The organism is Streptomyces sp. NPDC060232 (assembly GCF_042726555.1).
GTDB lineage: Bacteria > Actinomycetota > Actinomycetes > Streptomycetales > Streptomycetaceae > Streptomyces.
Genome location: NZ_JBHXAG010000013.1, coordinates 151,073 through 170,465, shown reverse-complemented (window position 1 = coordinate 170,465; position 19,393 = coordinate 151,073). Strand labels below are relative to the sequence as shown.

Sequence of the window (19,393 nt, the reverse complement as noted above, 5' to 3'; positions counted from 1 at the left end):
CACGCGGGACGGCGGCGCGCCGGGGGCGGCTACCAGCCGAAGCGGCGGTCGACGACGGCTGCGAACTCCTCGAAGCTCAGCACGCGGTCGCCGTTCTGGTCGGCCGCGTCGAAGAGAGCCGAGGAATCCTCGGTGCCCCCCACGCCCCAGAACGGGATCGCGCCCTGCGCGGCGAGCGTGGGTCCCTTGGAGCGCAGGGCGCCGATGACCTCGGCGCGCGTCAGGGTGCCGTCCTGGTCGAGGTCGAGGGCGTCGAACAACCGCCGGGCCTTCTCACTCATCACATGTCCTCTCAGTGGTGCACGCGCCGTCTCGGCCGACGGGTTCTGCACGCAAGGACGCGATCCGCCCCCACGAGGTTGCCCGGTCCGCCTCACCATGCCGCGTGCAGCGCCTCCGGCGAGCGGTGGATGAGGGTGGGCCGCATCCGCGGCCGGGGACGGCCGGGGTCCAGGCGCAGCCCCGGCACCGGCAACCTAGGGTCTGTATCGAGTTGCCCCGCGGCGTCGCGACGCCCGGCACGCACCCTCGGCGCACGAGCCGAATGCCCCAGTAGCTCCGCTACGAGGACATTCGTCCCCACGCCGAGGGCACGCACCGAACGCCGCTCCTTGCTCCACGGGGCAACTCGATACAGACCCTAAGGGTTGGCGTTGAGCTCGGCGACGATCGAGGCAGGGGTGTGGCCACTGCTGTCCGACAGGCGGTGGAAGTCGACCGAGACGAAGTTCGGAGCGCGGCCGCCGGCCGCGGGCCGGCACTGCTCGGCGATGCGGTTCCTGAGCTTCGCGCCGTTGTCCAGGGCCGCCGTCAGCACGGTGGGCACGTTGCGGTGGTGGCTCATCGTGAACAGGCGCCGGAAGCCGGGCTCCTGCCGGTCAAGGGGCACGTCGGGCCAACGGCTCACGCAGGACGTGTCATTGCCCAGGTCACCGAGACTCCAGTAGTTGCTCACCGTCCAGGACCTGTCGTACATGACGCCCAGGTGTTCGCGGTCGGACCGGTCCGAGAAGATCAGCAGCCGCTTGCCGGAGGTGACGAGGTCGGCGGCCTTCGGCCATCCGTTCTGCCGCACGCCCCACTCGTCGGGCCGGAACACCACGTCGGACAGCCCCCGGACCCGGCCGAGGGACCCGCCCAGCTGGTCGGCGCTCACGTAGTCCTCCAGGAACACGGTCACGATCTCCTGGGGGTGGGCGGCGAGGAAGTCCACCACGGTCTGCATCGTGCCGTGGAAGGACTGGCGGGGCAGGGCGTAGGTGGCACCGGCGAAGGTCTTGCAGCCGCCGTGGCACAGGTACACGTCGCTGGGGTAGCAGTCGCTGCCGAAGCTGATGACGCACAGCCAGGTGCTGCGCTCGTACCAGTGGGTGTCCAGGCTGAGGCCGCGGACGCCGCCGTCGAGCTGGGCGCGCACCGATTCGGACTGGTTGACGGAACTCCAGCGGGAGTCCTCGTAGTTGGTGAAGGCGTTGTGGGTGGTCAGGAAGGAGACCTCGTCCAGGTGCCGCTCGCCCCAGCGGGCGGCCGCGAGGTCCGCCGGAGCACCGGTCGCCGCCGCCGCGGCGGTCGCAGTGGTCGCGGTGGCCGCCGTGCCCAGCAGTGCCAGCAGGAGGAGGCACGCCGCGGTGCGCCGGGCATGTCCCCTCCGGAGCGCAGCGCGCAGGCGGGCGCGGAACCCGCTGCAAGTCATGTCCATGTCAATCATGGCGGGAGGTTAGCGCGCGCGTCGCCGTTATAGCTCCCGGTGGACGCGTGCGGGGTGCCCGCGATCCCCCTCTGCCGGGCGCGCTCCAGGCCGGCCTCGGGCCGGCACACCGCGCTGCTGCTCGTACACGACCCCGTACGGGAACCGATCCTGCGAAGCCCTGGCCGCCTGCCGCCCAGGGTGCCCGCGGGGCGGCTCAGTAGCGCAGGGCCCTGGCGGTCTGCGCCGACACCGTGCCGGACAGCTTGTGCGTGCTGCGGGCCGTGCCCTGGCCCGTACCCTTCCCGGGGACGTCGGAGACCGTCACCACCACGGTGTCGACGAGGTTGCCGCTCTCGTCCTCGAACTCGACCTGCACCGCGAAGGACCTGGTGGCGTCGTCGGTGTTCCGCACGGTCACGGGGACCGTCGTGTAGCCGTCCCCGGCGGTGGCCACGGCGCCCAGGGACACCTGGTCCTTGGCGTCCACCCCGTCCTTGACCTCGGCGAGCTTGTCCTGCGCGACGGCGGCCGCGGACTCTGCGGCCTTCGCCGCCTCGGACGCGGCCGACGAGACGGCCGCGCCGGCCGACTTCACCGCGGACGCGGCACTGGAGACCGCCCCGGCCGGGTCGCCGTCGCCGCCCGAACAGCCCGCGGCGCCGAGCGCCACCGCCGCCAGCACCACACCTGCCGCACCACGCATCCACGCGAACGTCGCCACCACGCCTCCAAGGATCTTCCGGGCCTCCCAGTCAAGGCACCTCGCCCCTCGGACGCCCACTGGACGGGGCATCCGGGTGAGGAGCCGCCGCGGTGGCGCGGTGGGTGCTTCAGGGGCGTCCCGCGGCCGGGTCCGGCAGGGGAGTGGCCACCCCCGGTGCACGGGCGCGGACGGTGAGGTCGGGCAGCGCGTGGTCGGCCTCCGCCGGCGCCCCTGCGACCAGGTCGCGGTAGAGGGGCGGGGGAGCCGGGAGCCGTGACCGTCGCCGCGCTGCGGCCGGCTGTGCCACATGGCGGCGACGACGTCCCCGGTCGGCGGCGAGTCGGTGCCCGCCTCGGTCAGGACCGTACGGATCGCGTCCACCTGCGGGGGTCTTTCGTCGGGGCGGGTGGAGTGCCGTCGACGGGAGTTCGAGGGGTGCGCCGGGTGCGCGGGGCGTACCGGGAGACCGCCACGCCGGCCAGGCACAGCAGCCCGCCGAGCAGCGTCAGCCAGGCCGGTACCTCGCCCAGCAGGGCCCAGCTCAGCAGGACGACGATGGCCGGGACGGCGTACGTCGTCGCCCCCAGCCGGCCGGCGGGCATGCGCGCCAGGGCGTAGGTCCACGTGGTGAAGGCGAGGGCGGTGGGGACCACGCCGAGGTAGACCATGTTCAGGGTCGCGGACACCGGCGCCCGGGGGAGCTCGTCGAGCAGCCGACCGGTGAAGGGCAGACAGACCGCGGCGCCGGTCATGCAGCTGTAGGCGGTGATCTGGAGGGGCGTTCCGTAGGAGAGGGCGGGCTTCTGGGCGATGACGCCGGTCGCGTAGGCCACCGCCGCGAGCAGGCACAGGAGCACTCCGAGGAGCGAGGTGGAGCCACCGTCGCCCGAGGACATAGACAGGCCCACGACCACCGCCCCGACGAAGGAGACGGCCATGCCGGCCAGCAGGCGCGGCGGCAGCGCCTCGCCGAGCAGGCGGGCCGCGAGCAGCGCCATGAGGATGGGCCCGGTGTTGACGAGCAGGGACGCCGTGCCGGCGTCGACCAGCCGCTCGCCCCAGTTCAGGGCCACCGTGTAGCCGCAGAACCAGACCACACCGGAGATCAGGATCCCGCGCCAGGCCTCGCGGGGCGGCAGGCCCTGCCGGCGGATCAGGAGCAGGGCGCCGAGCACGAGCGAGGCGGCCAGCAGCCGGCCGAGGGCCAGGGCGCCCGGGGAGTACGCGGCGCCCGCGCTGCGGATGGAGACGAAGGCGGAGGCCCAGGCGACCACCGTGAAGGTGACGGCGCCGACCGTGAGGACGCCGGGCGGGATCGGACTGAAGCGGAACGTCATGCCATCACTCTACGACCGCAACATTTCGGCGTCGACCGAAATATATTTCTCGGTTCAGGCCCATTCCCGAGGCGTGATCCCCAAGAGGTCGCCGAACGCCCGCTCGCCGGCCGCGGTCACCTCCAGTGCGCGCCCGCCGCCCGGCGGGCGCACCACCCAGCCCTCCGCCAGCGCCCGCGCGCACAGCCTCGCCCCCGCCAGGCCGCCCAGATGGCGGCGCCGCTCGGTCCAGTCCAGACAGGAGCTCGCCGGCCGCCTGCGGCCTCCGCCCGCGAGACCGATGCCGGCCTCGGCGCACCACAGGCGGCCTGCCTCCGTCAGTTCGAACACGCCGTCCGTGCGCAGCAGTCCGCGCCGTTCCATCGCGTCGGTCACCGCCATCCCCAGCCGCCCGGCGAAATGGTCGTAGCAGGTCCGGGCCCGGGCCAGCGGATCCGGTGCGCCGACCACCGGCACGGCGTGCGCGGCGTCCCGGTCCGGGACGGCGTACGAGGCGAGTTCGTCCAGCAGGCGGGCGGTCGCGGCGTCCGCGACGCGCACGTAACTGCGCCGGCCCTGCCGCTCTGCCACGCAGATGCCGGCATCGAGCAGCCGGGTCAGGTGACCGGAGACGGTGGAGGGCGCCACCCCGGTGATCCGGGCCAGCTCGCCGGCGGTCCAGGCTCGGCCCTCCAACAGCGTCATGCAGATCGAGGCCCGGGTCTCGTCGGCCAGGGCGGCGGCGAAGGCCGCCAGCCGGGCCGCGGGGGCCGGGGCGTCCGCGGAGGCGGGGGCGTCCGCGGAGGCGGGGGCGTCCGCGGAGGCGGGGGCGGACGCGGACGGCCCGGGACGCAACTCGTTCATGGGTCCAGGATGCCCGATGATTTCGGCATGCGGCGAACCGTTTGCCTCGCCCGAGGGTTCAGTGCCCGGCCGCGGCCTTCACCAGGGCCACCGCCAGGCCGATCGCCGCGTCCAGGGCGCCGGCCAGCAGGGCGACGGCCGCGCCGCTGCCCATGTGGACGCCGCCGTACCATCCCCAGCCGAAGAGGCTGGCGACGCTCACGCCGGCCGAGGCGTACAGGGCGGTCCGCAGGTCCATCACCCCCAGTGCGGAGGAGGCGATCAGGATGAGCGGGGCGACGGCGGACAGCAGCAGGGGACTGCCGACCCAGAGCATGTGCCGCAACTCGGCCCCGGTGGCGAGCCGGCCGTGGACGACGCGGTGGGCCTGCTGGTCCGCGACGAGCATCGCCATCCACAGTCCGACGGCGGCGGTCACCACCGTGGCCGCGGCCCCGGCGGCGTCGGCGTGCTCCGAGCCGGCCAGACCGATCACCACGGAGATCATGGTGATGGTCGCGTACAGCCGCTCCTTCAGCCGGGCGGCGGCAGCCGCCGCCACGTCGGCGGGCGAATCGGCGGCTCCGGCAGCGGCTCCGGCGTGATCCATGCCGTCAGCGTAGGTCCTGTCGTCGAAGCGGCGGGTCAGGCGCCGCCTCGACGACAGGGCCGAGGGGTGGGCGCCCCGGACGTGCCCTCTGTCCTGACGGGGGCTCACGCGCCACACTGGGGGCTCGGGGGTGCAACGCCCCCGTCACGAGGAGGCGGTGGCGTGGTGTCGGAGGACCCTGCGGAGCGGCCCGCTCCGGCCGTGCGGCCCGAGGTGTGGGAGACGTACGGACCGGCCGATCTCAGTGCCGTGCCCGTGTTCGCCGGAGGGTTCATCAACTTCGGCTACTGGCACTCCGTCGACCTCGAAGGGCCGCTCTCGCAGGACGACCGGATCCGTAGCGAGCAGGACCTCTACCGCCATGTGCTCGACGCGGTCGCCCCCGACGGCGGCCGCGCCGTGGAGGTCGGCTGCGGCCTCGGCCTCGGGTGCGCCCTGGCCCTCGACGAGTACGGACCCGCCGCGGTCACCGGCGTGGACATCCACCCCCAGCAGCTCAGGCGGGCCCGCGAAGCGAACTCCCCGCTCCTCGCCGCCGAGCCGCGCAGGCTGCGCTTCGTCCTCGGAGCAGCCGAGAGCCTGCCGCTCGACGACGCGGAGTACGACTGCCTGTACAGCGTCGAGGCGGTCCAGCACTTCCCGGACCTGACGGCGTTCGCCCGGGAGGCGGCGCGGGTGCTGCGCCCCGGCGGGCGGGTCGCGGTCGCCGGCTTCTTCAGCGTCGAGGGCGCGCCCGCCCCCGAGGAGCGGCTCGCGGGGCTGCTGGAGACGTTCGCGAGCGGACTCGACATCGCCCGGCCGGTCTCCCGGCTGGCGCAGGCCCTGGCCGAAGCCGGCTTCGGTGATGTCCGGGCCGACTCGATCGGCCCGCAGGTCTGGCCGGGCTGGGACCGCTGGCTCGCCCGCCTCTGGGCGCCGGGCACCTGGCCGCGGAACTTCATGGCCGCCTGGGAGCAGCAGATCCTGGACTACTACCTGGTCACGGCCGCCCGCCGGTAGGCATCCGGGGAGCAGCCGAACGTCCGGGAGTCCCGGGCCGACAGCGCTGGAACGCCTCCCGGGCATCGGGAACGAACGCCCGGTCGTGGACCAGGTCGGCCAGTTCGCCCTCGGTCACCCAGCTGTGCCAGGCGATCTCGGCAGGATCCGGCCGGAGGGGTGCCGTCACCACTTCGTGCAGGCCGAGCCAGTACGGGCTGATCGCCCCCGCGCACAGGAACGTGAGCACGAAACGAGGACGGGCGAGAACGCCCAGTTCCTCCGCCAGCTCCCTCGCGGCGGCATCCTCGTACGACTCGGCGACGTCCACGGCGCCGCGAGCATCCAGTTGAGCTGCCCCGGAAAACGGGCGACGTCGTCAGGCCGCCGGTGGACGAGGATCCGTCCCCTGTCGTCCCGGCACACGATCGTCGCCACACGGTGCAGCCCCGCGGCGAACGGCCTCCCTCCGGTCCACGACGCCCAGCACCTCGTCATGCTCGTCAACCCGCTCGACCAGTTCACCCATGGGGCACACGACGCCAGGGCGTGCCGGCGGCCGGCGACGAGGACCGCCGGGCCGGCGTCCAGGACCGGCTGCATCCGTACGAGCGGTACGAAGCGCGCGGCAGGCTCACCGGCCTCGTCCGGCTCCTCGACGGCATCCCGACGATGGGACATGAACCCCCGACCCGCACGGGATGACCGTCCGGCGCCGCCCGTCAGGGCGTGGGCGGCGCCTGCTGCAGGTACGCGGCGATCATGGCGAGGTCGTTGGCTATGGCCACCACGTCCTGGGTGTTCGGGCCAGGGGTCGAGGCGCCGTTCACGCCCGCGTAGAAGGGGTCGAAGCGGCCGCCGCCCCGGTCCAGGTACCCGGCGATCGTGATGGCCCCGACGGCCAGCCGGTCGTTGAGATCGTCCCCTCCGACCGCCGCACCGGTCTTGGCGAACACCTTCCCGCGCGCAGGGCAGTCGCGGCAGTTCAAGGCCAGCAGACCGTCGACGCCGAGGATGGGCAGCGCCTCCCGGAAGAGCCGCGCGTCGGGGGTCCGCTGCCAGTACGCCAGCATCTGCACCAGCGCGGCGGGCGTGGCCCGGTCGGCCGGGTTGCCGCCCCGGCCGTCCGCCAACTGCAGCTGACCGCGGTCCACGCCCGCCTCCTCCAGGAAGTCGGCGAGGACCGGAAAGCCGTCCTCGCACTGGCGGCTGCCGGTCGTGACGGCCATCAGGCAGATGCCCAGGTTGGCGCCCAGGTTGTGGCTGACCTTGAGGATCAGCTCGGCGTACTGGGCGTAGGGCGGGGAGGTGTACGCGGCCACCCGCGGGCGCCCGTCGTAGTCGCGGGGCAGCCTGGCGACCGGATGGGGGCCGGCCGGGTCCGCGGTGACCTCCACCCCGACGCGATCGAGCGCCTGGATCAGTGCGGCGCGCCCGAACGCGGCGGGGTCGGTGACGGGGGAGGTGCGCAGCAGCGGCTGGGCGCCCGCCGCGATCGTGCCCGACAGCCGGATCCGGGTGCCGCCGTCGGTGGCCGTCACCGTGATGTCGGCCGGTTCGCCGGCGGCGACGGTCTTCACCGTGGAACTGACCTGGTACGGGGCGACCTTCGGCCGCCAGTCCAGCCGGGCGGCGGCGCCCGCGCTGTCCCCGGGAGTGGTCAGGAGGTCGATCAGGTTGTCGTTGATGATCAGCGGCGTCGGGGTCGGGTCGAGGACCGGGTCGGGGGCGAACAGCCGGCTGTCGACGATCACGTCCCCGTCGACGCGGGTGATACCGGAGGCGCGCACCTGCCGGGCGAGCTCGTCGATCCCGGCGAGGGGGTTCTCCGGGGTCAGGGTCGCGCCGGTGAAGTCGTTGGCGTAGGTGTGGTCGAGATCCGTGTACGCGACCGTGCCGTCGGGGCGCGTCCTGCCGCCCATGGTCAGGTCTCCCTGGGCGACGAGGGCGAGATCGCCGGTCAGGGTGGCGCCGCTGCGGTCGCCGACCGCGTAGACCGGGGTCACGAAGCGGTGTTCGGAGCCGAGGGTGTGCCACGGGCCGGAGACGCTGACCAGCTTGGCGGTGGAGCCGGGGACGAAGAACTGGTCGGGGTACATGCTGTGCACCACGCGGCCGCCGTCCGACCCGGTCTGCAGCAGACCCCACTGGGCGTTGCGGTACTCCGGCTTCCGCATGATCTCCGTGATGCGCGGGTCGAGCCCGCCGGTGTCCCCGCCGCCGGACGACGAGGGCGTGGGAGTGGGGGACGGGGCCGCACCGGTCGCGGTACCGGAGGCCAGCGCCACGAACAGGAGCGCGGCGCAGGCGGCGGCCAGGCCGCGGCGCAGCGGGGCGGAGGGGTTCGGACTGTTCACAGCGCGCTCCGTTCGTCGCGGGCTGCCTTCCCGAGGCCTGTGAACAGCGTGGCACGGCCGATTCCGGCCTGCATGTCACCGCCGGCCGCACCTGGCCGGGAACCTCGCCGACGGGGGCGAGGCCCCGGACAGCGACCTGCCGGGGCCGGCCGAGGCGGGGCCGACCGCTCACGTCGGTCCCGTGAAGGGCCGGTCCGGCGGTCCGCCAGTCGGCGTCGCGCCGCAGCCGATGAGGGCCACCGCGAGCGCGGCAGCGGCCCGGATACGCGCGCCCGTCACACCTGCACGCACTCGCGTGCCACCGGGACGGGGCGGTGGCGTGCGATGTTCTTCGTCAGCAGCCTCGTGGACTCGCCGACACCGACCTCCTCGCCGCCGTCCGCCGCGGGCAGCCGCCCGTCCGCGAGCCGCAGTTCGGCGAGGGCGGTGTCCATCGCCTTGTGCGCGGCGAAGAGGCACGGGGTGCTGTAGATGGCCACGTCGACACCGAGTTCGGTCAGCTCGCTGAGCGAGAGCCGCGGTGACTTGCCGCCGGCGATCTGGTTGAACAGCAGGGGCTTGCCGCCCACGGCCCCGCGGATCCGCTCGATCCACTCGACGCTGCGCACCCCGTCGACGAGTACGACGTCCGCGTCGGTCGCCGCCAGGGCCTGCGCGCGGTGGATGATGTCGGCCTCCTCCGTCGCGTCGGTCCGCGCGACGACGACCAGGTCCTTGCGGGTCGCCAGGACCATCTCCAGCTTCTCCAGGTACTCCGTCAGCGGAAGCACCTGCTTGCCGTCGGCGTGCCCGCACCGCCGGGGACGCTTCTGGTCCTCCAGGATGACGCCGGAGGCGCCCATCCGCTCCAGCCCTTCCACGACATGGCAGGCCACCTCGGGGTCGACGTACCCGTCGTCGATGTCGACGAGCAGGTGGTGGCGGGGGAACGCGCCGCGCAGTCGCTGGACGAAGGCCATCATGTCGGGCCAGGCGATGAACCCGATGTCGGGCAGCCCGTAGTAGGAGGCGGCGAACCCGAAGCCGGACACGAACATCCCGTCGTAGTGCGCGGCCGTCACCGAGGCCGAGTACATGTCGTACACCCCGATGAGCGGCGTGGTGCCCGGCATCGCGATCTGTTCCCGCAGCTTGTTCCCGTAAGTCATCGTTCGGTTCCTCCGTGGAGCGCATCGGCACAGGGAGGGCAGAGAGCCGCGCCACCAGGGCTCTTTACCTGAAATAGATCTTTCCTTGGTGAAGTGCGGAAGCTTCGCGGATGAAGGCTTTACTCACCCCGATGGCCCAGCCGGTTCACCACAGGAACGCCGCTTGGAGGAGGGGACGGCCGTATTCACGCCTCCGTGGGCAGCCAGCAGCCGTGCAGCCCGAGCGGTACCCGGACGGGGATGCGGGCGCGGGCCACCGGCCCCGCCGCGGGGTCCTCGGCGGGGATGACCAGGAACCAGCTCGCCCCGTCCGTACGATCGGTGGCGAAGGTCAGCCAGTAGCCGTGCTCCTCGGAGTTCCGCCCCGGCTCGGGGGCGAAGACCGGCTCACCGACCGACAGGTCGCCCGCATCCCAGACGCAGGAACTTGCGCTCTTCGCGTCGTACCAGCGCACGGCGTCGTACTCGCCCGGCAGCAGGTCCAGGCGCCCGGTCTCGGTGGCCAGAGCGGTGCGCCGGTGGCGCCGGCCGATGAGCCGGTCGTCGACCCGGGGGAACTCCACCCGGGAGTCGTCCAGCGGGGTACGGGCCATGCGGCCGGCGACCGGGTCGATGCGCGCCCGCACCAGGCCGCCGCGCACGGGCTCGGCCGCGGCCCCCGGGGCTCCGCCGACGGTCAGCCTGCTCCACTGCACGAAGTCGAGGACCACGGGGGCGTCCTCGCCGGGACCGTCGTCGTAGGCGTTCACGGTGTGCCACAGCCAGAACGCCTCGTCGGAAGCCCAGCGCAGCGGTCCGCCGTCGCGCGGGATCAGCGCCACGCGCGTGCCCCGCTCGGGCCGCCACGCCAGGAACGAGCCGCCCGCCATGGCCGAGGCCAGGTCGAAGAAGGCCGGGGCGAGCACGAGGACGGCGTAGCGGGCGGTCAGGGCCATGTCGTGGATCATCATCGGCTCGTCCACCCCGACGACGGGCGTGGGCCCACGGGTGACAGAGCCGTCCCGGCCGATGACCGACCAGGTGAGGTAGGGCGGCTCCAGGCCGTAGCAGAAGACGACCATCTCGCCCGTGAGCGGATCGATCTTGGGGTGGGCGGTGATGCCGGCGGGCAGCGCCCCGTCGAAATCCTCGCGGCCCACGGTCGCCAGGCCCGCGTCGATCCGGAACGGGCACGCCGACTCGGCGAGGGCCAGCAGCCGTCCGGCGTGCCGGACGACGTTGATGTCGGGGAGGTGGGGTGCCAGACCGGGCCGGGCCGGTCCGGGTCAGGCGGGGGCGAAGAGGTCCGCGTGGGCGTCGTCGAGGACGAAGCCGTTGTCGAGGCGGACGCGCACCGTCACCCGCGGTCCGTGCTCGCCGTGGGCGATCCACTCGGGTTCCAGAGAGGCGATCTGCTCCGCCAGTTGCTGCCTGCTCGCCGGGGGCATCTGGTGGCCGAAGTCGTCCATGAGCGCCTTGAGCCGCACGTACTCGCGCACTTCGCGGCTCTGCTCCCGTTCCCGGGGTGCGTCCACCCGCTCGACGGTGCCCGCGGTGCCCGACGCGAGGGCGAGCGAGCCGACGACGGCGTCGCCGCCCGCCGGGGAGGCCTCGGCCGTGACGACCGTCCCGGCCAGCCTGAGGTCTGCCGCCAGCTTGACCCGCTGGCCTTCCTGGAGCTGGGGCGTCATCGATCGTTCACTTCTCCGGTCGGGGTCGAGGTCGGGGTCGAGGTCGGGGTCGGGGTCGGGGTCGGGTTCGCGGTCGGGGCGGCTGCCTTCGCCCCAGTGTCCCACCCCGTCCGGCGACGACGATCTTGCGTCACGCGCTCGCCGGCCGCTCAGCCGCGCGGCGACAGCGGGGGAGCCGGGGGCAGGGCCCAGCGGATCGCCCGGGTCACCGCATGGCCGCCCGCCCGGGCGGCCGGGCCCGGTATCCGCTCGGCGGCGGCACCCGAGCCGGTGGTGACGGCCGCCCTCGCCCACGGCGGCAGCAGGTCCACGGCCGCCGCCGCGAGCAGCGCGTACGGCAGCCGGGCGGCCCCCGGCAGCGGAGGATCGGTCAGCAGGAAGCGGGCGGTGTCCCGGGACGCGGCCGTCGGCCGCAGGCACGGCCGGAACCGCGCCATCCGCGAGGCCAGTTCCCGCATGTCCTCCGGCGGCCGGTCCGCGCCCAGCGCCCGGGCCACCCGCGCCGCGTCGGCGAGGTAGGCGTCGCAACCCGCCCGGTCCAGCGGGTGCCTGCCGTACCGCTGGTGGGCGCGCAGGAAGCAGTCCGCCTCGGCGATGTGCACCCACGCCAGCAGCTCCGGATCGTCGGCCCGGTACGGCACGCCGTCGGCCGTCCGGCCTCGCACGCGGGCGTGCACCTCCCGGACGCGTGCCACCGCCGCCTCGGCGTCCGCGCTCGTGCCGAAGGTGGTGACCGCCAGGAAGGTACTGGTCCGGTGCAGGCGCCCCCACGGGTCGCCGCGGTACCCGGAATGCGCCGCCACGGCCGCCATCGCCAGGGGGTGCAGGGACTGCAGCAGCAGGGCGGCGAGGCCGCCGACGAACATCGACGCGTCCCCGTGGACCCGCCTGACCGGCCGGTCCGGGGCGAACCAGCGGGGTCCGGGAGTCGAGTGGATCCGCTCCCGGTTTCGGGCTCCGTCGGGCCCGGCGACGCGGAGGAACACCGCCTCGCCGGCCTGCCGCCTGATCCGCCGGACGGCCGTCGTCGGGCTCGCCATGCGCCCAGTATGCGCCCGGCGCCGCCCCGCGGTCCCATGGACGGTAGGACAGTAGGACGGTACGACGGTCGGGACGGTTGAGAGGTGCCGCGCCGGGCAGGTGCCCCGTGTACGAGGAGGTACGTCATGGCTACCGAGGACGCGCCCGTACCGGAAGCCGCCGCCGGCACCGGGCACCACGACCGCTACGTGGTGCGGGTGAGCGGCGACATGGACCTGGACCACGCGGGCGAGCTGCGCGAGACGCTCGCCGCCGCCCTGTCGCAGGCGCCGGAAGGCGCCGACATCACCGTAGACCTGCGCAATTCCTCCTTCTGTGACTCCACGGGCCTCAACACGCTGCTGAACGCCCGGCGGCAGGGCGCCCGGACGGGCCATGTCCTGCGCTTGGCCGCCCCCAGCCACCAGCTGCTGCGTCTGCTCGAACTCACCGGTTCGAGCGGCTCCTTCCCCCTGGACGCCTCCGTGCCCGGCTGAGCGCACCGGGGACCGGTGCGCCCCCAGCCGGCGGCACGCCGACCCCGAAAGATCGGAGAAACCGCGATGATGAGCCCCGACGAGACCTACGGCGATGACGTCTACCAGCCGCAGGAGACCGACGAGTCCGCCGAGGCGCAGCCCGACCTGGAGAACACCCTCGACGAACCGGGCCTCGACGACACCCTCGACACCGCGTACGTGCCCCTCGACCGCCCCTTGGCGGTCGACGACAGGGGCACCACCGCCGCCGAGGCGCGCACGGGCGAGACGCTCGAACAGCGGCTGGCGCGGGAGCAGCCGGAGGTGTCGGACCAGGACGAGATCTCCGACGAGGCCGGTGACGCCATGCTGGCAGGACCGGACCGGGCGGGCCGCCTCGCCGCGGTGGACGACTCCGCTCCGCAGCGCCACATCTCCGTACTGGCCCGCGATGTCGGGATCGACGGCGGTGCCGCCTCGGCCGAGGAGGCCGCGGTCCACGTCGTCGAGGACCTGCCGGTAGAGGACCTGGACGCCTGATCAGCACCGTGCGCTCCGCTTCGGCGGCGGTCGGCCGGCGTCAGTGAGCCGGTGACCACATGGCGGTCAGGTGCCCCCGCCCGGGAGTCAGGTCCTCCCAGCCGCCCGCGAGGTCCACCACCACGACACCGGAGGTCGGGAACCCGTCCCGCAGCTGCTCCACAAGCTCCGCCGGCCCGGTCCCGCACAGGGCCGTGGCCAGCTCGTGGATGCCGGAGTTGTGGCCTACCAGCGCCAGGCGGCCGAGTCCCGCTCCGCGCTCCCGCACTACGGTGACCAGCGTGTTCGGCGCCGCGTTGTAGAGCCTCTCGTCGTAGACGGCGTCCGGCGGGTCGGGCAGGGCGGGCACCAGCAGCTGCCAGGTCTGGCGCGTCCTGCGCGAGGGCGAGCACAGCGCCAGGTCGGCCTTGTAGCCGTTCTCCGCCAGCCAGCGGCCCGTCCGGGGGGCGTCGGCCCTGCCACGCTCGCCCAGGGCACGCTCGAAGTCCTCGGCGGGATCCCCCTTCGGTACCGCCTTGGCGTGCCGTACCAGCAGCAGTCGGCACCCGGTCGTGTGCGGCGCTGGGTCCGAGGACATGGCGGTCTCCCTTGTGGCTGGTGCGCGTTCACGAGGACACGGGCATACGGGTACACGGTCATGGTGCGGTCGGCCCGCGGCGCGCGCACCCGCACCCGCACGCATCCGGCCCCGGCCCGGCCACGGGCGGACTACGCTCCACAGGATGGAACGCGCAGACGTACTCAGGCGAGTGATCGGCATCCTCACCGAGGCCCAGGACATCCGCCGGGCCGCCGAGGCCGGGGAGGACGCGGACGCCCCGGCCGCGACGGCCGGAGTGGCCACACAGCTCCTGAACGAGATGCTGCCGTCGATCAGCGTCCCCGCCGACGCGTCACCGCAGCAGGTGGCGACCCTGGTGGCGGAAGCGCTCGGGCCGGCCCTGCACACGATGGTCTCCGGCTTCAGCCTGGCGTTCACCAGCCTCGCGATCGCCCACGACGGCGGGCGTACGGACATCTCCTCGATCGAGGTACTCCAGGAACTCGCCCTGGAAGTCGAGGCAGGCACCTACGACGAGGGCCCGTGGGAAACCTGACCCGGCCCGGGCACCGGCCGCCGCCCATGGGCGGACGGCGTCACTGGGCGTCCCGATCCCGCAGGTGGGACATCGTCCGCTCCTGTCGCATGCGCAGCTCCTCCGGCGTCTTGCCCGCGACCGGCTTGCTGGCCTCGGGGTGCACCGGGTCCGGACCCGGGTGTTCCTGAGCCTGCTCCTCGCGGCCTCCGACCGGCTCCTGACGCCTGTCATCCGTACCCTTCATGGCTGTCGCTCCCTCGCAGATCCGATCGACGCGGACTTCGGACGTCCTCCACCTACCCCGCGGGTCACTCCCGACACGGCCGGAGCCACCTGCTCCGGTACGCGTCATCCGCCACAGGCTGGGAAGATGCCCAGACATGCCGGAAACGATCAGCAGCTTCGCCACCCGTGTCGCACGGCGCCGCCGCGAGCCGGTCGCCGTCCAGGCGCTCCGCTCCACCGCCGCGGCCGTGATCAGCTACGTCGTCGCGCTGCGCCTGAGCAGCGAACCGAACCCGCTGACCGCGCCGCTGACGGCGCTGCTCGTCGTCCAGGTCACGCTCTACTCCACGTTGACCACCAGCATCCGCCGGGTCAACTCGGTGGTCGTCGGGGTCCTGATCGCCATCGGGTTCAGCGTGCTCGTCGGCCTTACCTGGTGGAGCCTCGGGCTGCTGATCCTGGCCTCCCTGGTGGTGGGCCATCTGGTGCGCGTGGACGAGTTCGTGCCCGAGGTGGCGATCAGCGCCATGCTCGTCCTCGGCGTCACTCAGGTGGCGGACACCGCCTGGGACCGGGTGCTGGAAACCGTCATCGGCGCGGTGGTCGGGCTGCTGGTCAACCTCCTCCTCGCGCCACCCCTCTGGATCGGCCCGGCGGGCGACGCGATCAGCGATCTCGCCCTGCGCATGAGCCGCCTGCTCGACCACCTCGGCGAGGAGTCCCTCGGCCCGGGCAAGGTCGAACAGGCCGCCGCCCGGCTGCACGAGGCACGCCGCCTCGACAACGACATCGCGCAGGTCGACACCGCCCTGCGGCAGGCCGAGGACAGCATCAGGCTCAACCCGCGGGTCAAGGAGGGCCTGCTCTTCCGGCTGGTGCTGCGCACCGGCCTGGACACCCTGGAGATCTGCGCGGTGGTCCTCCGCGTGGCCTGCCGGACCCTGACCGACCTGGCCAAGGCCCGCCCCGACGGTCCGCTGTTCGAGCCCGCGACCGCGGCGGCCCTGCGCGAGGTGCTGCGCCACACCGCGGTCGCCGTGGAGAGCTTCGCCCAGCTGATCACCGCCCAGGTCAGTGCCAACGCGGAAGAGGCCGAGGCGCGCCTGACCGGCGAGCTGGAAGTGGCCCGGGCCCACCGCGACCGGCTCGCGGACCTGCTGCTGGCCTCCGCCCGCGAGGATCCCGAGCACTGGCAGTTGCGCGGTGCGCTGCTCACCGAGATCGACCGGGTCCTCGACGAGCTGGGCGTGGAGAAGCGCTCGCAGCGCCTGCTGGAGGAACTGGACCAGAACGCCCGCACCCGGCACACCGGCCGGCTGCGGGCGTGGACCCGCGGGCGCGGCCGCGCGAAGCGGCCGGAGTGAGCGAGCGGGATGTGCGTGCGGGATGAGCGAGCGGGATGAGCGTCGGGATGAGCGAGCGGATGTGCGTGCGCCGGGGCGGTCCGTGCGCGAGGGTGGGGGCATGGTGCATGTACTGGGCAGCAGGATCCTGCTCCGTCCCACGGACCCGGAGCGCTCCCGCGCGTTCTACGGCGAGACCCTCGGCCTCGCCGTGTACCGCGAGTTCGGCACGGGACCCGAGCGCGGCACGGTGTACTTCCTGGGCGGCGGCTTCCTTGAGGTGTCGGGACGGGCCGACGCGCCGCCCGCGCCGGCTATGCAGCTGTGGCTCCAAGTCGCCGACGTACAGGTGGCGTACGAGGAGCTGCACAGCCGCGGCGCCGAGGTACTGCGGCCTCCGCTGCGGGAACCATGGGGGCTGATCGAGATGTGGATCACAGACCCGGACGGCGTACGGATCGCCGTCGTGGAGGTCCCGGCGGACCATCCGTTGCGCTTCCGCCCCTGATCGGATGCGCTCGCGCCCCTGGACCGAGGCGGATCCGGTCCGCCGGGAACGCCAGGAATGCCCGGCGTCAGTAGTAGTGCTTGCGGCCGCCCACGGCGTGTCCGAGTGCGCCCAGCAGCCAGAGCACCAGGCCGATGACGACGAGGATCACGCCTATCGTCCAGAGGATCGAGATCCCCGTGACGAAGCCGATGATCAGCAGGATGACGCCAAGAACGATCATGACTACCTCCTGGTTCTTGTCGAACCGGTATGCAGGGCGTCTACCACGGTTGTGCGTCCTTATGCCTGTTTCCGCCCAGATGTCAGTCGGCCCGGGCCGGCAGTCCCGCGAGGCCTGTGTCGCGCATGATGCGCTCGACCGTGTCGGCGAGGGCGCTGTGGGCTCCGACGACGGTCTCGACGCCACCGGGGAGGAGGTCGCGCTCGCGGTACCAGTCCCGCAGCTCCCGGTCGGTGACCTGGGCCAGGAGGTCGGGATCGGCCTTGGAGGCGTGGCGGGCCAGCGTCTCCTCGATCGGGACGTCGAGGTAGTAGCAGCGCGAGACGCCGCGGTGGTCGCCGAGCAGGTCCAGGAGCATGTCGCCGTACCGGTCGGCGTAGAGGATGCCCTCGACCACCACGTGGTAGCCGGCGTCCAGCGCGTGGCGGGCGACCGTGTCGATCAGTGCGATGTTGGCGCCGCCGGGCACGTCGCGCTCCCTCAGCACGATCCGCCTCAGGTTGTCCTGGCCGACCAGGGCCACGCCGCGGCCGAACCGCTCGCGGATCCCCGCCGCCACGGAGGACTTGCCCGACGCCGAATTGCCCCGGACGACCACGAGCCGGGTCTCCTCGCCTCCCACGGCCCTGCGGGGGATCCCGGTGCGGCCGGGGCCGGGGCCCGGGCCCGGACCGCCGTCCCGGTGTTCCACGGTTTCGCCCGGCCGCTGGAAGTGCACGATCGCCGGGAGTCCGGCCCGGTAGGCGTCCAGCCCGGCCCGGCAGTACGCGACCATCGGAGCCGGCAGCGCGTCCAGCGGGTACCAGCCCATGCCGTCGCACCGGTCGGGCTCCATCACGCGCGGCCGGCCGGACCACCTGCGCACCTCGAAGAAGACGCCGAGCCGGGACGACGTGCCCCTCGGGGGCCGGTGGTGCACGGTGACCGCTGCCCGCACGTCCGCCGTGTCGATGAGGATCCCGGTCTCCTCGCGGGCCTCCCGGATCACGGCCTCGACGAAGTCCTCGTCCGCCTCCAGGTGACCGGACGGCAGGTGCCACATGCCGGTCGCGTACACCGGGCCGGCCCGCCGCGACAGCAGGACCTCGGGGCCGCCATCGCCGGCGCGGCGCAGCAGGAGGTGGACGTCGACCGGCAGCGTGTGCCGGTGCGGGGCGGTCATCGGCCGCTCCCCGGGTGGCTCCAGCCGAGTTCGGTGTAGGGGCGTCCGGCGCGGATGCCCTCGACCGCGGCCCGGGTGTAGGGGACGATCGGCTCCGGCAGGGCGTCGGGCGGCCACCAGTCCCACGACACGCAGCGGTCGGGCTCGCGCAGTTGCGGCTCGCCGAGCCATCGGCAGGCCCGGAAGACCAGTTGCATGCGGGGTTGCCCGCCCGGTCGGTCCACGACGTGCACCAGGTGGACGAGATCGACGTCGGCGGGGTCGATGACGAGCCCGGCCTCCTCCCGCGCCTCCCGGACCAGGCAACTCACGGCGGACTCCTGCTCACAGTGCCCCGCGAGGAAGTGGTGGGTGGAGCCCGCGTAGGCGGAATCCGGGTGCCGCAGCCCGAGCAGGACCTTGCCGTCGCGCTCCAGATAGAGGTGCACACCGACGATGTGGGCGACGGGCGCGTTCCCGGCCTCGACGCGCCCGCCCCTGGGCACAGTTGGCATGTTCAGTCCCTCTCCCGCCTCACCAACCCTCAGGTGAGGGCGTGGGCGTCGAGATGCTCCGATGCGAAGTACGCGGCAACTGTCCCAGAAACAGGCGGGAGAGCGAGGCGTTTGGCAGCGGACCCAGCCGTTCAGGCTTCCTTGTCAGCGAACCTTGGCCTTGGCCGGAGTTCCGTCCGGGGCGAAGGAGTGGCGAAAGGTGAAGGCGTGTGGCGCGGAGCCGTGGACGTGGAGGTGCTCCAGCCTGGAAACCCCGTCCTGCCACGTGGGTATCACGTCGTCGCAGACCCACCAGAACACGTGACCCGGGTGTCCTGTCCTCTCGAACCAGTCGTGACGCCGGTTCAGCGCCTCACGGTGCAGGCCGGTGTAGACGGCGTCGAAGGCGGGGCGCAGGTCGGTCCAGAGCGAGAGGGTCGCGGCCAGAGCGGTGGTTTCCACCGTACGGCCCTTGCCGTACCAGGTCGGTACGGCGAACTCTCCCCATGCACCCCAGTCCGCCTCGAAGTGTCCGCCCAGGTCGCCGTCTGCCGCTTCAGCATGCGCGAGATATCCGGGGTGCTGACTGATCCTCCGGTAGACGGCCTCACCGGTGTCGTAGAGCTCGCGCGTGAGAGGTGCGGGATCGGCGAGAGGTGACTTCAGGACGCCGAATGTGTACAGAGCAAGATGAGGCAAGCTTCTCTCCCTGGTCGGGGGTGCCTGGTGTGGACCCCGTCCGGTGGCTTTCGCATGGGGCGAGGATCCCGTCGCGGGTGGCTCAGCACCGAGGAACCTCTGTGCGACCGTTGCCGATCGCCGCAGACCAGGTGAAGGTAGCTGCCTCTGCGGGCCCTGTCGAAGTTGCGTTTTCCCCGTCCAAGTGGCCTCCGGCACAGGTCCCGACCGCGCAGGAGCAGCACCGGCTCCCCGGTACCTCCGGGAGCACAACTAGGGCCTGTATCGAGTTGCCCCGCGGCGTCGCGGCGCCCGGCACGCACTCTCGCCGCACCGACCGGAAGCCAC

23 protein-coding genes and 3 pseudogenes are annotated in these 19,393 nt (G+C 73.1%); 7 read left to right on the top strand and 19 right to left on the bottom strand.

Going from position 1 to position 19,393, the window contains the following annotated elements; genetic code table 11:
• Positions 1-29: 29 nt before the first annotated feature.
• From ACFWFZ_RS20615 to ACFWFZ_RS20590, 6 genes are all read right to left on the bottom strand, one after another.
• The gene (locus tag ACFWFZ_RS20615; protein WP_387124230.1) at positions 30-281 is read right to left on the bottom strand and encodes an EF-hand domain-containing protein; all 252 of its coding nucleotides are present in this window, start codon (positions 279-281) and stop codon (positions 30-32) included.
• A gap of 359 nt (positions 282-640) precedes the next feature.
• Positions 641-1,708 carry a PI-PLC domain-containing protein gene (locus tag ACFWFZ_RS20610; protein WP_387124229.1) on the bottom strand — a complete coding sequence of 356 codons (1,068 nt, stop codon included), beginning with the start codon at positions 1,706-1,708 and terminating at the stop codon, positions 641-643.
• 196 nt (positions 1,709-1,904) lie between these two features.
• Positions 1,905-2,414, bottom strand: coding sequence for a hypothetical protein (locus ACFWFZ_RS20605; protein WP_387124228.1), 510 nt, complete (start codon positions 2,412-2,414; stop codon positions 1,905-1,907).
• Positions 2,415-2,749: 335 nt separating this feature from the next.
• A complete protein-coding gene (locus tag ACFWFZ_RS20600) occupies positions 2,750-3,730 on the bottom strand; it encodes a DMT family transporter (protein ID WP_387124227.1) in 981 nt (326 codons plus the stop codon).
• A gap of 54 nt (positions 3,731-3,784) precedes the next feature.
• Complete coding sequence (locus tag ACFWFZ_RS20595) at positions 3,785-4,573, bottom strand: ArsR/SmtB family transcription factor (RefSeq protein ID WP_387124226.1); 789 nt, start codon at positions 4,571-4,573, stop codon at positions 3,785-3,787.
• A gap of 58 nt (positions 4,574-4,631) precedes the next feature.
• Positions 4,632-5,162, bottom strand: coding sequence for a hypothetical protein (locus ACFWFZ_RS20590; protein WP_387124225.1), 531 nt, complete (start codon positions 5,160-5,162; stop codon positions 4,632-4,634).
• A gap of 165 nt (positions 5,163-5,327) precedes the next feature.
• On the opposite strand from ACFWFZ_RS20590, the gene ACFWFZ_RS20585 reads away from it, so the two are divergent.
• Complete coding sequence (locus ACFWFZ_RS20585) at positions 5,328-6,161, top strand: class I SAM-dependent methyltransferase (RefSeq protein WP_387124224.1); 834 nt, start codon at positions 5,328-5,330, stop codon at positions 6,159-6,161.
• Here the strand turns inward: ACFWFZ_RS20585 and ACFWFZ_RS20580 are convergent.
• Positions 6,142-6,669: pseudogene (locus ACFWFZ_RS20580) on the bottom strand (NUDIX hydrolase). The gene ACFWFZ_RS20585 and the pseudogene ACFWFZ_RS20580 overlap by 20 nt on opposite strands.
• A gap of 20 nt (positions 6,670-6,689) precedes the next feature.
• On the opposite strand from ACFWFZ_RS20580, the gene ACFWFZ_RS20575 reads away from it, so the two are divergent.
• On the top strand, positions 6,690-6,845 hold the full coding sequence (locus tag ACFWFZ_RS20575) for a hypothetical protein (RefSeq protein WP_387124223.1): 156 nt from the start codon (positions 6,690-6,692) through the stop codon (positions 6,843-6,845).
• Positions 6,846-6,862: 17 nt separating this feature from the next.
• Here the strand turns inward: ACFWFZ_RS20575 and dacB are convergent, their stop codons facing one another.
• The 5 genes and pseudogenes from dacB to ACFWFZ_RS20550 all read right to left on the bottom strand — a co-directional run bounded on the left by dacB (position 6,863) and on the right by ACFWFZ_RS20550 (position 12,355).
• On the bottom strand, positions 6,863-8,497 hold the full coding sequence (gene dacB / locus ACFWFZ_RS20570; protein WP_387124222.1) for a D-alanyl-D-alanine carboxypeptidase/D-alanyl-D-alanine-endopeptidase: 1,635 nt from the start codon (positions 8,495-8,497) through the stop codon (positions 6,863-6,865).
• A gap of 275 nt (positions 8,498-8,772) precedes the next feature.
• Positions 8,773-9,645, bottom strand: a complete 873-nt coding sequence (locus ACFWFZ_RS20565) for an oxaloacetate decarboxylase (protein ID WP_387124221.1) — start codon at positions 9,643-9,645, stop codon at positions 8,773-8,775.
• Positions 9,646-9,830: 185 nt separating this feature from the next.
• Positions 9,831-10,907: pseudogene (locus tag ACFWFZ_RS20560) on the bottom strand (carotenoid oxygenase family protein); the annotation flags it as partial.
• 3 nt (positions 10,908-10,910) lie between these two features.
• Positions 10,911-11,420 carry a hypothetical protein gene (locus tag ACFWFZ_RS20555; protein ID WP_387124220.1) on the bottom strand — a complete coding sequence of 170 codons (510 nt, stop codon included), beginning with the start codon at positions 11,418-11,420 and terminating at the stop codon, positions 10,911-10,913.
• Between the two features lie 44 nt (positions 11,421-11,464).
• Positions 11,465-12,355 (bottom strand): oxygenase MpaB family protein, encoded by an 891-nt coding sequence (locus tag ACFWFZ_RS20550; protein WP_387124219.1) that lies wholly within the window; start codon positions 12,353-12,355, stop codon positions 11,465-11,467.
• A gap of 126 nt (positions 12,356-12,481) precedes the next feature.
• On the opposite strand from ACFWFZ_RS20550, the gene ACFWFZ_RS20545 reads away from it, so the two are divergent.
• Both ACFWFZ_RS20545 and ACFWFZ_RS20540 read left to right on the top strand, forming a co-directional pair.
• A complete protein-coding gene (locus ACFWFZ_RS20545) occupies positions 12,482-12,832 on the top strand; it encodes an STAS domain-containing protein (RefSeq protein WP_387124218.1) in 351 nt (116 codons plus the stop codon).
• Between the two features lie 66 nt (positions 12,833-12,898).
• Positions 12,899-13,354, top strand: a complete 456-nt coding sequence (locus tag ACFWFZ_RS20540) for a DUF5709 domain-containing protein (protein WP_387124217.1) — start codon at positions 12,899-12,901, stop codon at positions 13,352-13,354.
• A gap of 40 nt (positions 13,355-13,394) precedes the next feature.
• Here ACFWFZ_RS20540 and ACFWFZ_RS20535 read toward each other — a convergent pair whose 3' ends face one another.
• Positions 13,395-13,931, bottom strand: a complete 537-nt coding sequence (locus ACFWFZ_RS20535; protein WP_387124216.1) for a SixA phosphatase family protein — start codon at positions 13,929-13,931, stop codon at positions 13,395-13,397.
• A gap of 145 nt (positions 13,932-14,076) precedes the next feature.
• Between ACFWFZ_RS20535 and ACFWFZ_RS20530 the strand changes: the two genes are divergently transcribed.
• On the top strand, positions 14,077-14,451 hold the full coding sequence (locus ACFWFZ_RS20530; RefSeq protein WP_387124215.1) for a hypothetical protein: 375 nt from the start codon (positions 14,077-14,079) through the stop codon (positions 14,449-14,451).
• Positions 14,452-14,491: 40 nt separating this feature from the next.
• Here the strand turns inward: ACFWFZ_RS20530 and ACFWFZ_RS20525 are convergent, their stop codons facing one another.
• Positions 14,492-14,677 (bottom strand): hypothetical protein, encoded by a 186-nt coding sequence (locus ACFWFZ_RS20525; protein ID WP_387124214.1) that lies wholly within the window; start codon positions 14,675-14,677, stop codon positions 14,492-14,494.
• 136 nt (positions 14,678-14,813) lie between these two features.
• Here ACFWFZ_RS20525 and ACFWFZ_RS20520 point away from each other — a divergent pair, with 136 nt between their 5' ends.
• Both ACFWFZ_RS20520 and ACFWFZ_RS20515 read left to right on the top strand, forming a co-directional pair.
• On the top strand, positions 14,814-16,022 hold the full coding sequence (locus tag ACFWFZ_RS20520; RefSeq protein WP_387124213.1) for an aromatic acid exporter family protein: 1,209 nt from the start codon (positions 14,814-14,816) through the stop codon (positions 16,020-16,022).
• A gap of 100 nt (positions 16,023-16,122) precedes the next feature.
• Positions 16,123-16,509: a VOC family protein gene (locus ACFWFZ_RS20515; protein ID WP_387124212.1), complete on the top strand. Its 387-nt coding sequence runs from the start codon at positions 16,123-16,125 to the stop codon at positions 16,507-16,509.
• A gap of 67 nt (positions 16,510-16,576) precedes the next feature.
• Here ACFWFZ_RS20515 and ACFWFZ_RS20510 read toward each other — a convergent pair whose 3' ends face one another.
• The 5 genes and pseudogenes from ACFWFZ_RS20510 to ACFWFZ_RS20490 all read right to left on the bottom strand — a co-directional run bounded on the left by ACFWFZ_RS20510 (position 16,577) and on the right by ACFWFZ_RS20490 (position 19,066).
• Complete coding sequence (locus tag ACFWFZ_RS20510) at positions 16,577-16,732, bottom strand: DUF6131 family protein (RefSeq protein WP_199816197.1); 156 nt, start codon at positions 16,730-16,732, stop codon at positions 16,577-16,579.
• 82 nt (positions 16,733-16,814) lie between these two features.
• Complete coding sequence (locus tag ACFWFZ_RS20505; RefSeq protein WP_387124280.1) at positions 16,815-17,354, bottom strand: AAA family ATPase; 540 nt, start codon at positions 17,352-17,354, stop codon at positions 16,815-16,817.
• A 213-nt stretch (positions 17,355-17,567) separates the two neighbouring features.
• A pseudogene (locus ACFWFZ_RS20500) lies at positions 17,568-17,894 on the bottom strand (NUDIX domain-containing protein); the annotation flags it as partial.
• Positions 17,891-18,388, bottom strand: a complete 498-nt coding sequence (locus tag ACFWFZ_RS20495) for an NUDIX domain-containing protein (RefSeq protein WP_387124211.1) — start codon at positions 18,386-18,388, stop codon at positions 17,891-17,893. The gene ACFWFZ_RS20495 and the pseudogene ACFWFZ_RS20500, both read right to left, overlap by 4 nt.
• Before the next feature lie 144 nt (positions 18,389-18,532).
• Complete coding sequence (locus tag ACFWFZ_RS20490; protein WP_387124210.1) at positions 18,533-19,066, bottom strand: DUF3291 domain-containing protein; 534 nt, start codon at positions 19,064-19,066, stop codon at positions 18,533-18,535.
• Positions 19,067-19,393: the final 327 nt, after the last annotated feature.

Excerpts from the sequence above, each read along its gene's own strand:
- ACFWFZ_RS20615 (WP_387124230.1), bottom strand. The coding sequence starts at position 281 with ATGAGTGAGAAGGCCCGGCGGTTGTTCGACGCCCTCGACCTCGACCAG.
- ACFWFZ_RS20610 (WP_387124229.1), bottom strand. The coding sequence starts at position 1,708 with ATGATTGACATGGACATGACTTGCAGCGGGTTCCGCGCCCGCCTGCGC.
- ACFWFZ_RS20600 (WP_387124227.1), bottom strand. The coding sequence starts at position 3,730 with ATGACGTTCCGCTTCAGTCCGATCCCGCCCGGCGTCCTCACGGTCGGC.
- ACFWFZ_RS20595 (WP_387124226.1), bottom strand. The coding sequence starts at position 4,573 with ATGAACGAGTTGCGTCCCGGGCCGTCCGCGTCCGCCCCCGCCTCCGCG.
- ACFWFZ_RS20590 (WP_387124225.1), bottom strand. The coding sequence starts at position 5,162 with ATGGATCACGCCGGAGCCGCTGCCGGAGCCGCCGATTCGCCCGCCGAC.
- ACFWFZ_RS20565 (WP_387124221.1), bottom strand. The coding sequence starts at position 9,645 with ATGACTTACGGGAACAAGCTGCGGGAACAGATCGCGATGCCGGGCACC.
- ACFWFZ_RS20550 (WP_387124219.1), bottom strand. The coding sequence starts at position 12,355 with ATGGCGAGCCCGACGACGGCCGTCCGGCGGATCAGGCGGCAGGCCGGC.
- ACFWFZ_RS20545 (WP_387124218.1), top strand. The coding sequence starts at position 12,482 with ATGGCTACCGAGGACGCGCCCGTACCGGAAGCCGCCGCCGGCACCGGG.
- ACFWFZ_RS20540 (WP_387124217.1), top strand. The coding sequence starts at position 12,899 with ATGATGAGCCCCGACGAGACCTACGGCGATGACGTCTACCAGCCGCAG.
- ACFWFZ_RS20535 (WP_387124216.1), bottom strand. The coding sequence starts at position 13,931 with ATGTCCTCGGACCCAGCGCCGCACACGACCGGGTGCCGACTGCTGCTG.
- ACFWFZ_RS20530 (WP_387124215.1), top strand. The coding sequence starts at position 14,077 with ATGGAACGCGCAGACGTACTCAGGCGAGTGATCGGCATCCTCACCGAG.
- ACFWFZ_RS20525 (WP_387124214.1), bottom strand. The coding sequence starts at position 14,677 with ATGAAGGGTACGGATGACAGGCGTCAGGAGCCGGTCGGAGGCCGCGAG.
- ACFWFZ_RS20520 (WP_387124213.1), top strand. The coding sequence starts at position 14,814 with ATGCCGGAAACGATCAGCAGCTTCGCCACCCGTGTCGCACGGCGCCGC.
- ACFWFZ_RS20515 (WP_387124212.1), top strand. The coding sequence starts at position 16,123 with ATGGTGCATGTACTGGGCAGCAGGATCCTGCTCCGTCCCACGGACCCG.
- ACFWFZ_RS20510 (WP_199816197.1), bottom strand. The coding sequence starts at position 16,732 with ATGATCGTTCTTGGCGTCATCCTGCTGATCATCGGCTTCGTCACGGGG.
- ACFWFZ_RS20495 (WP_387124211.1), bottom strand. The coding sequence starts at position 18,388 with ATGCCAACTGTGCCCAGGGGCGGGCGCGTCGAGGCCGGGAACGCGCCC.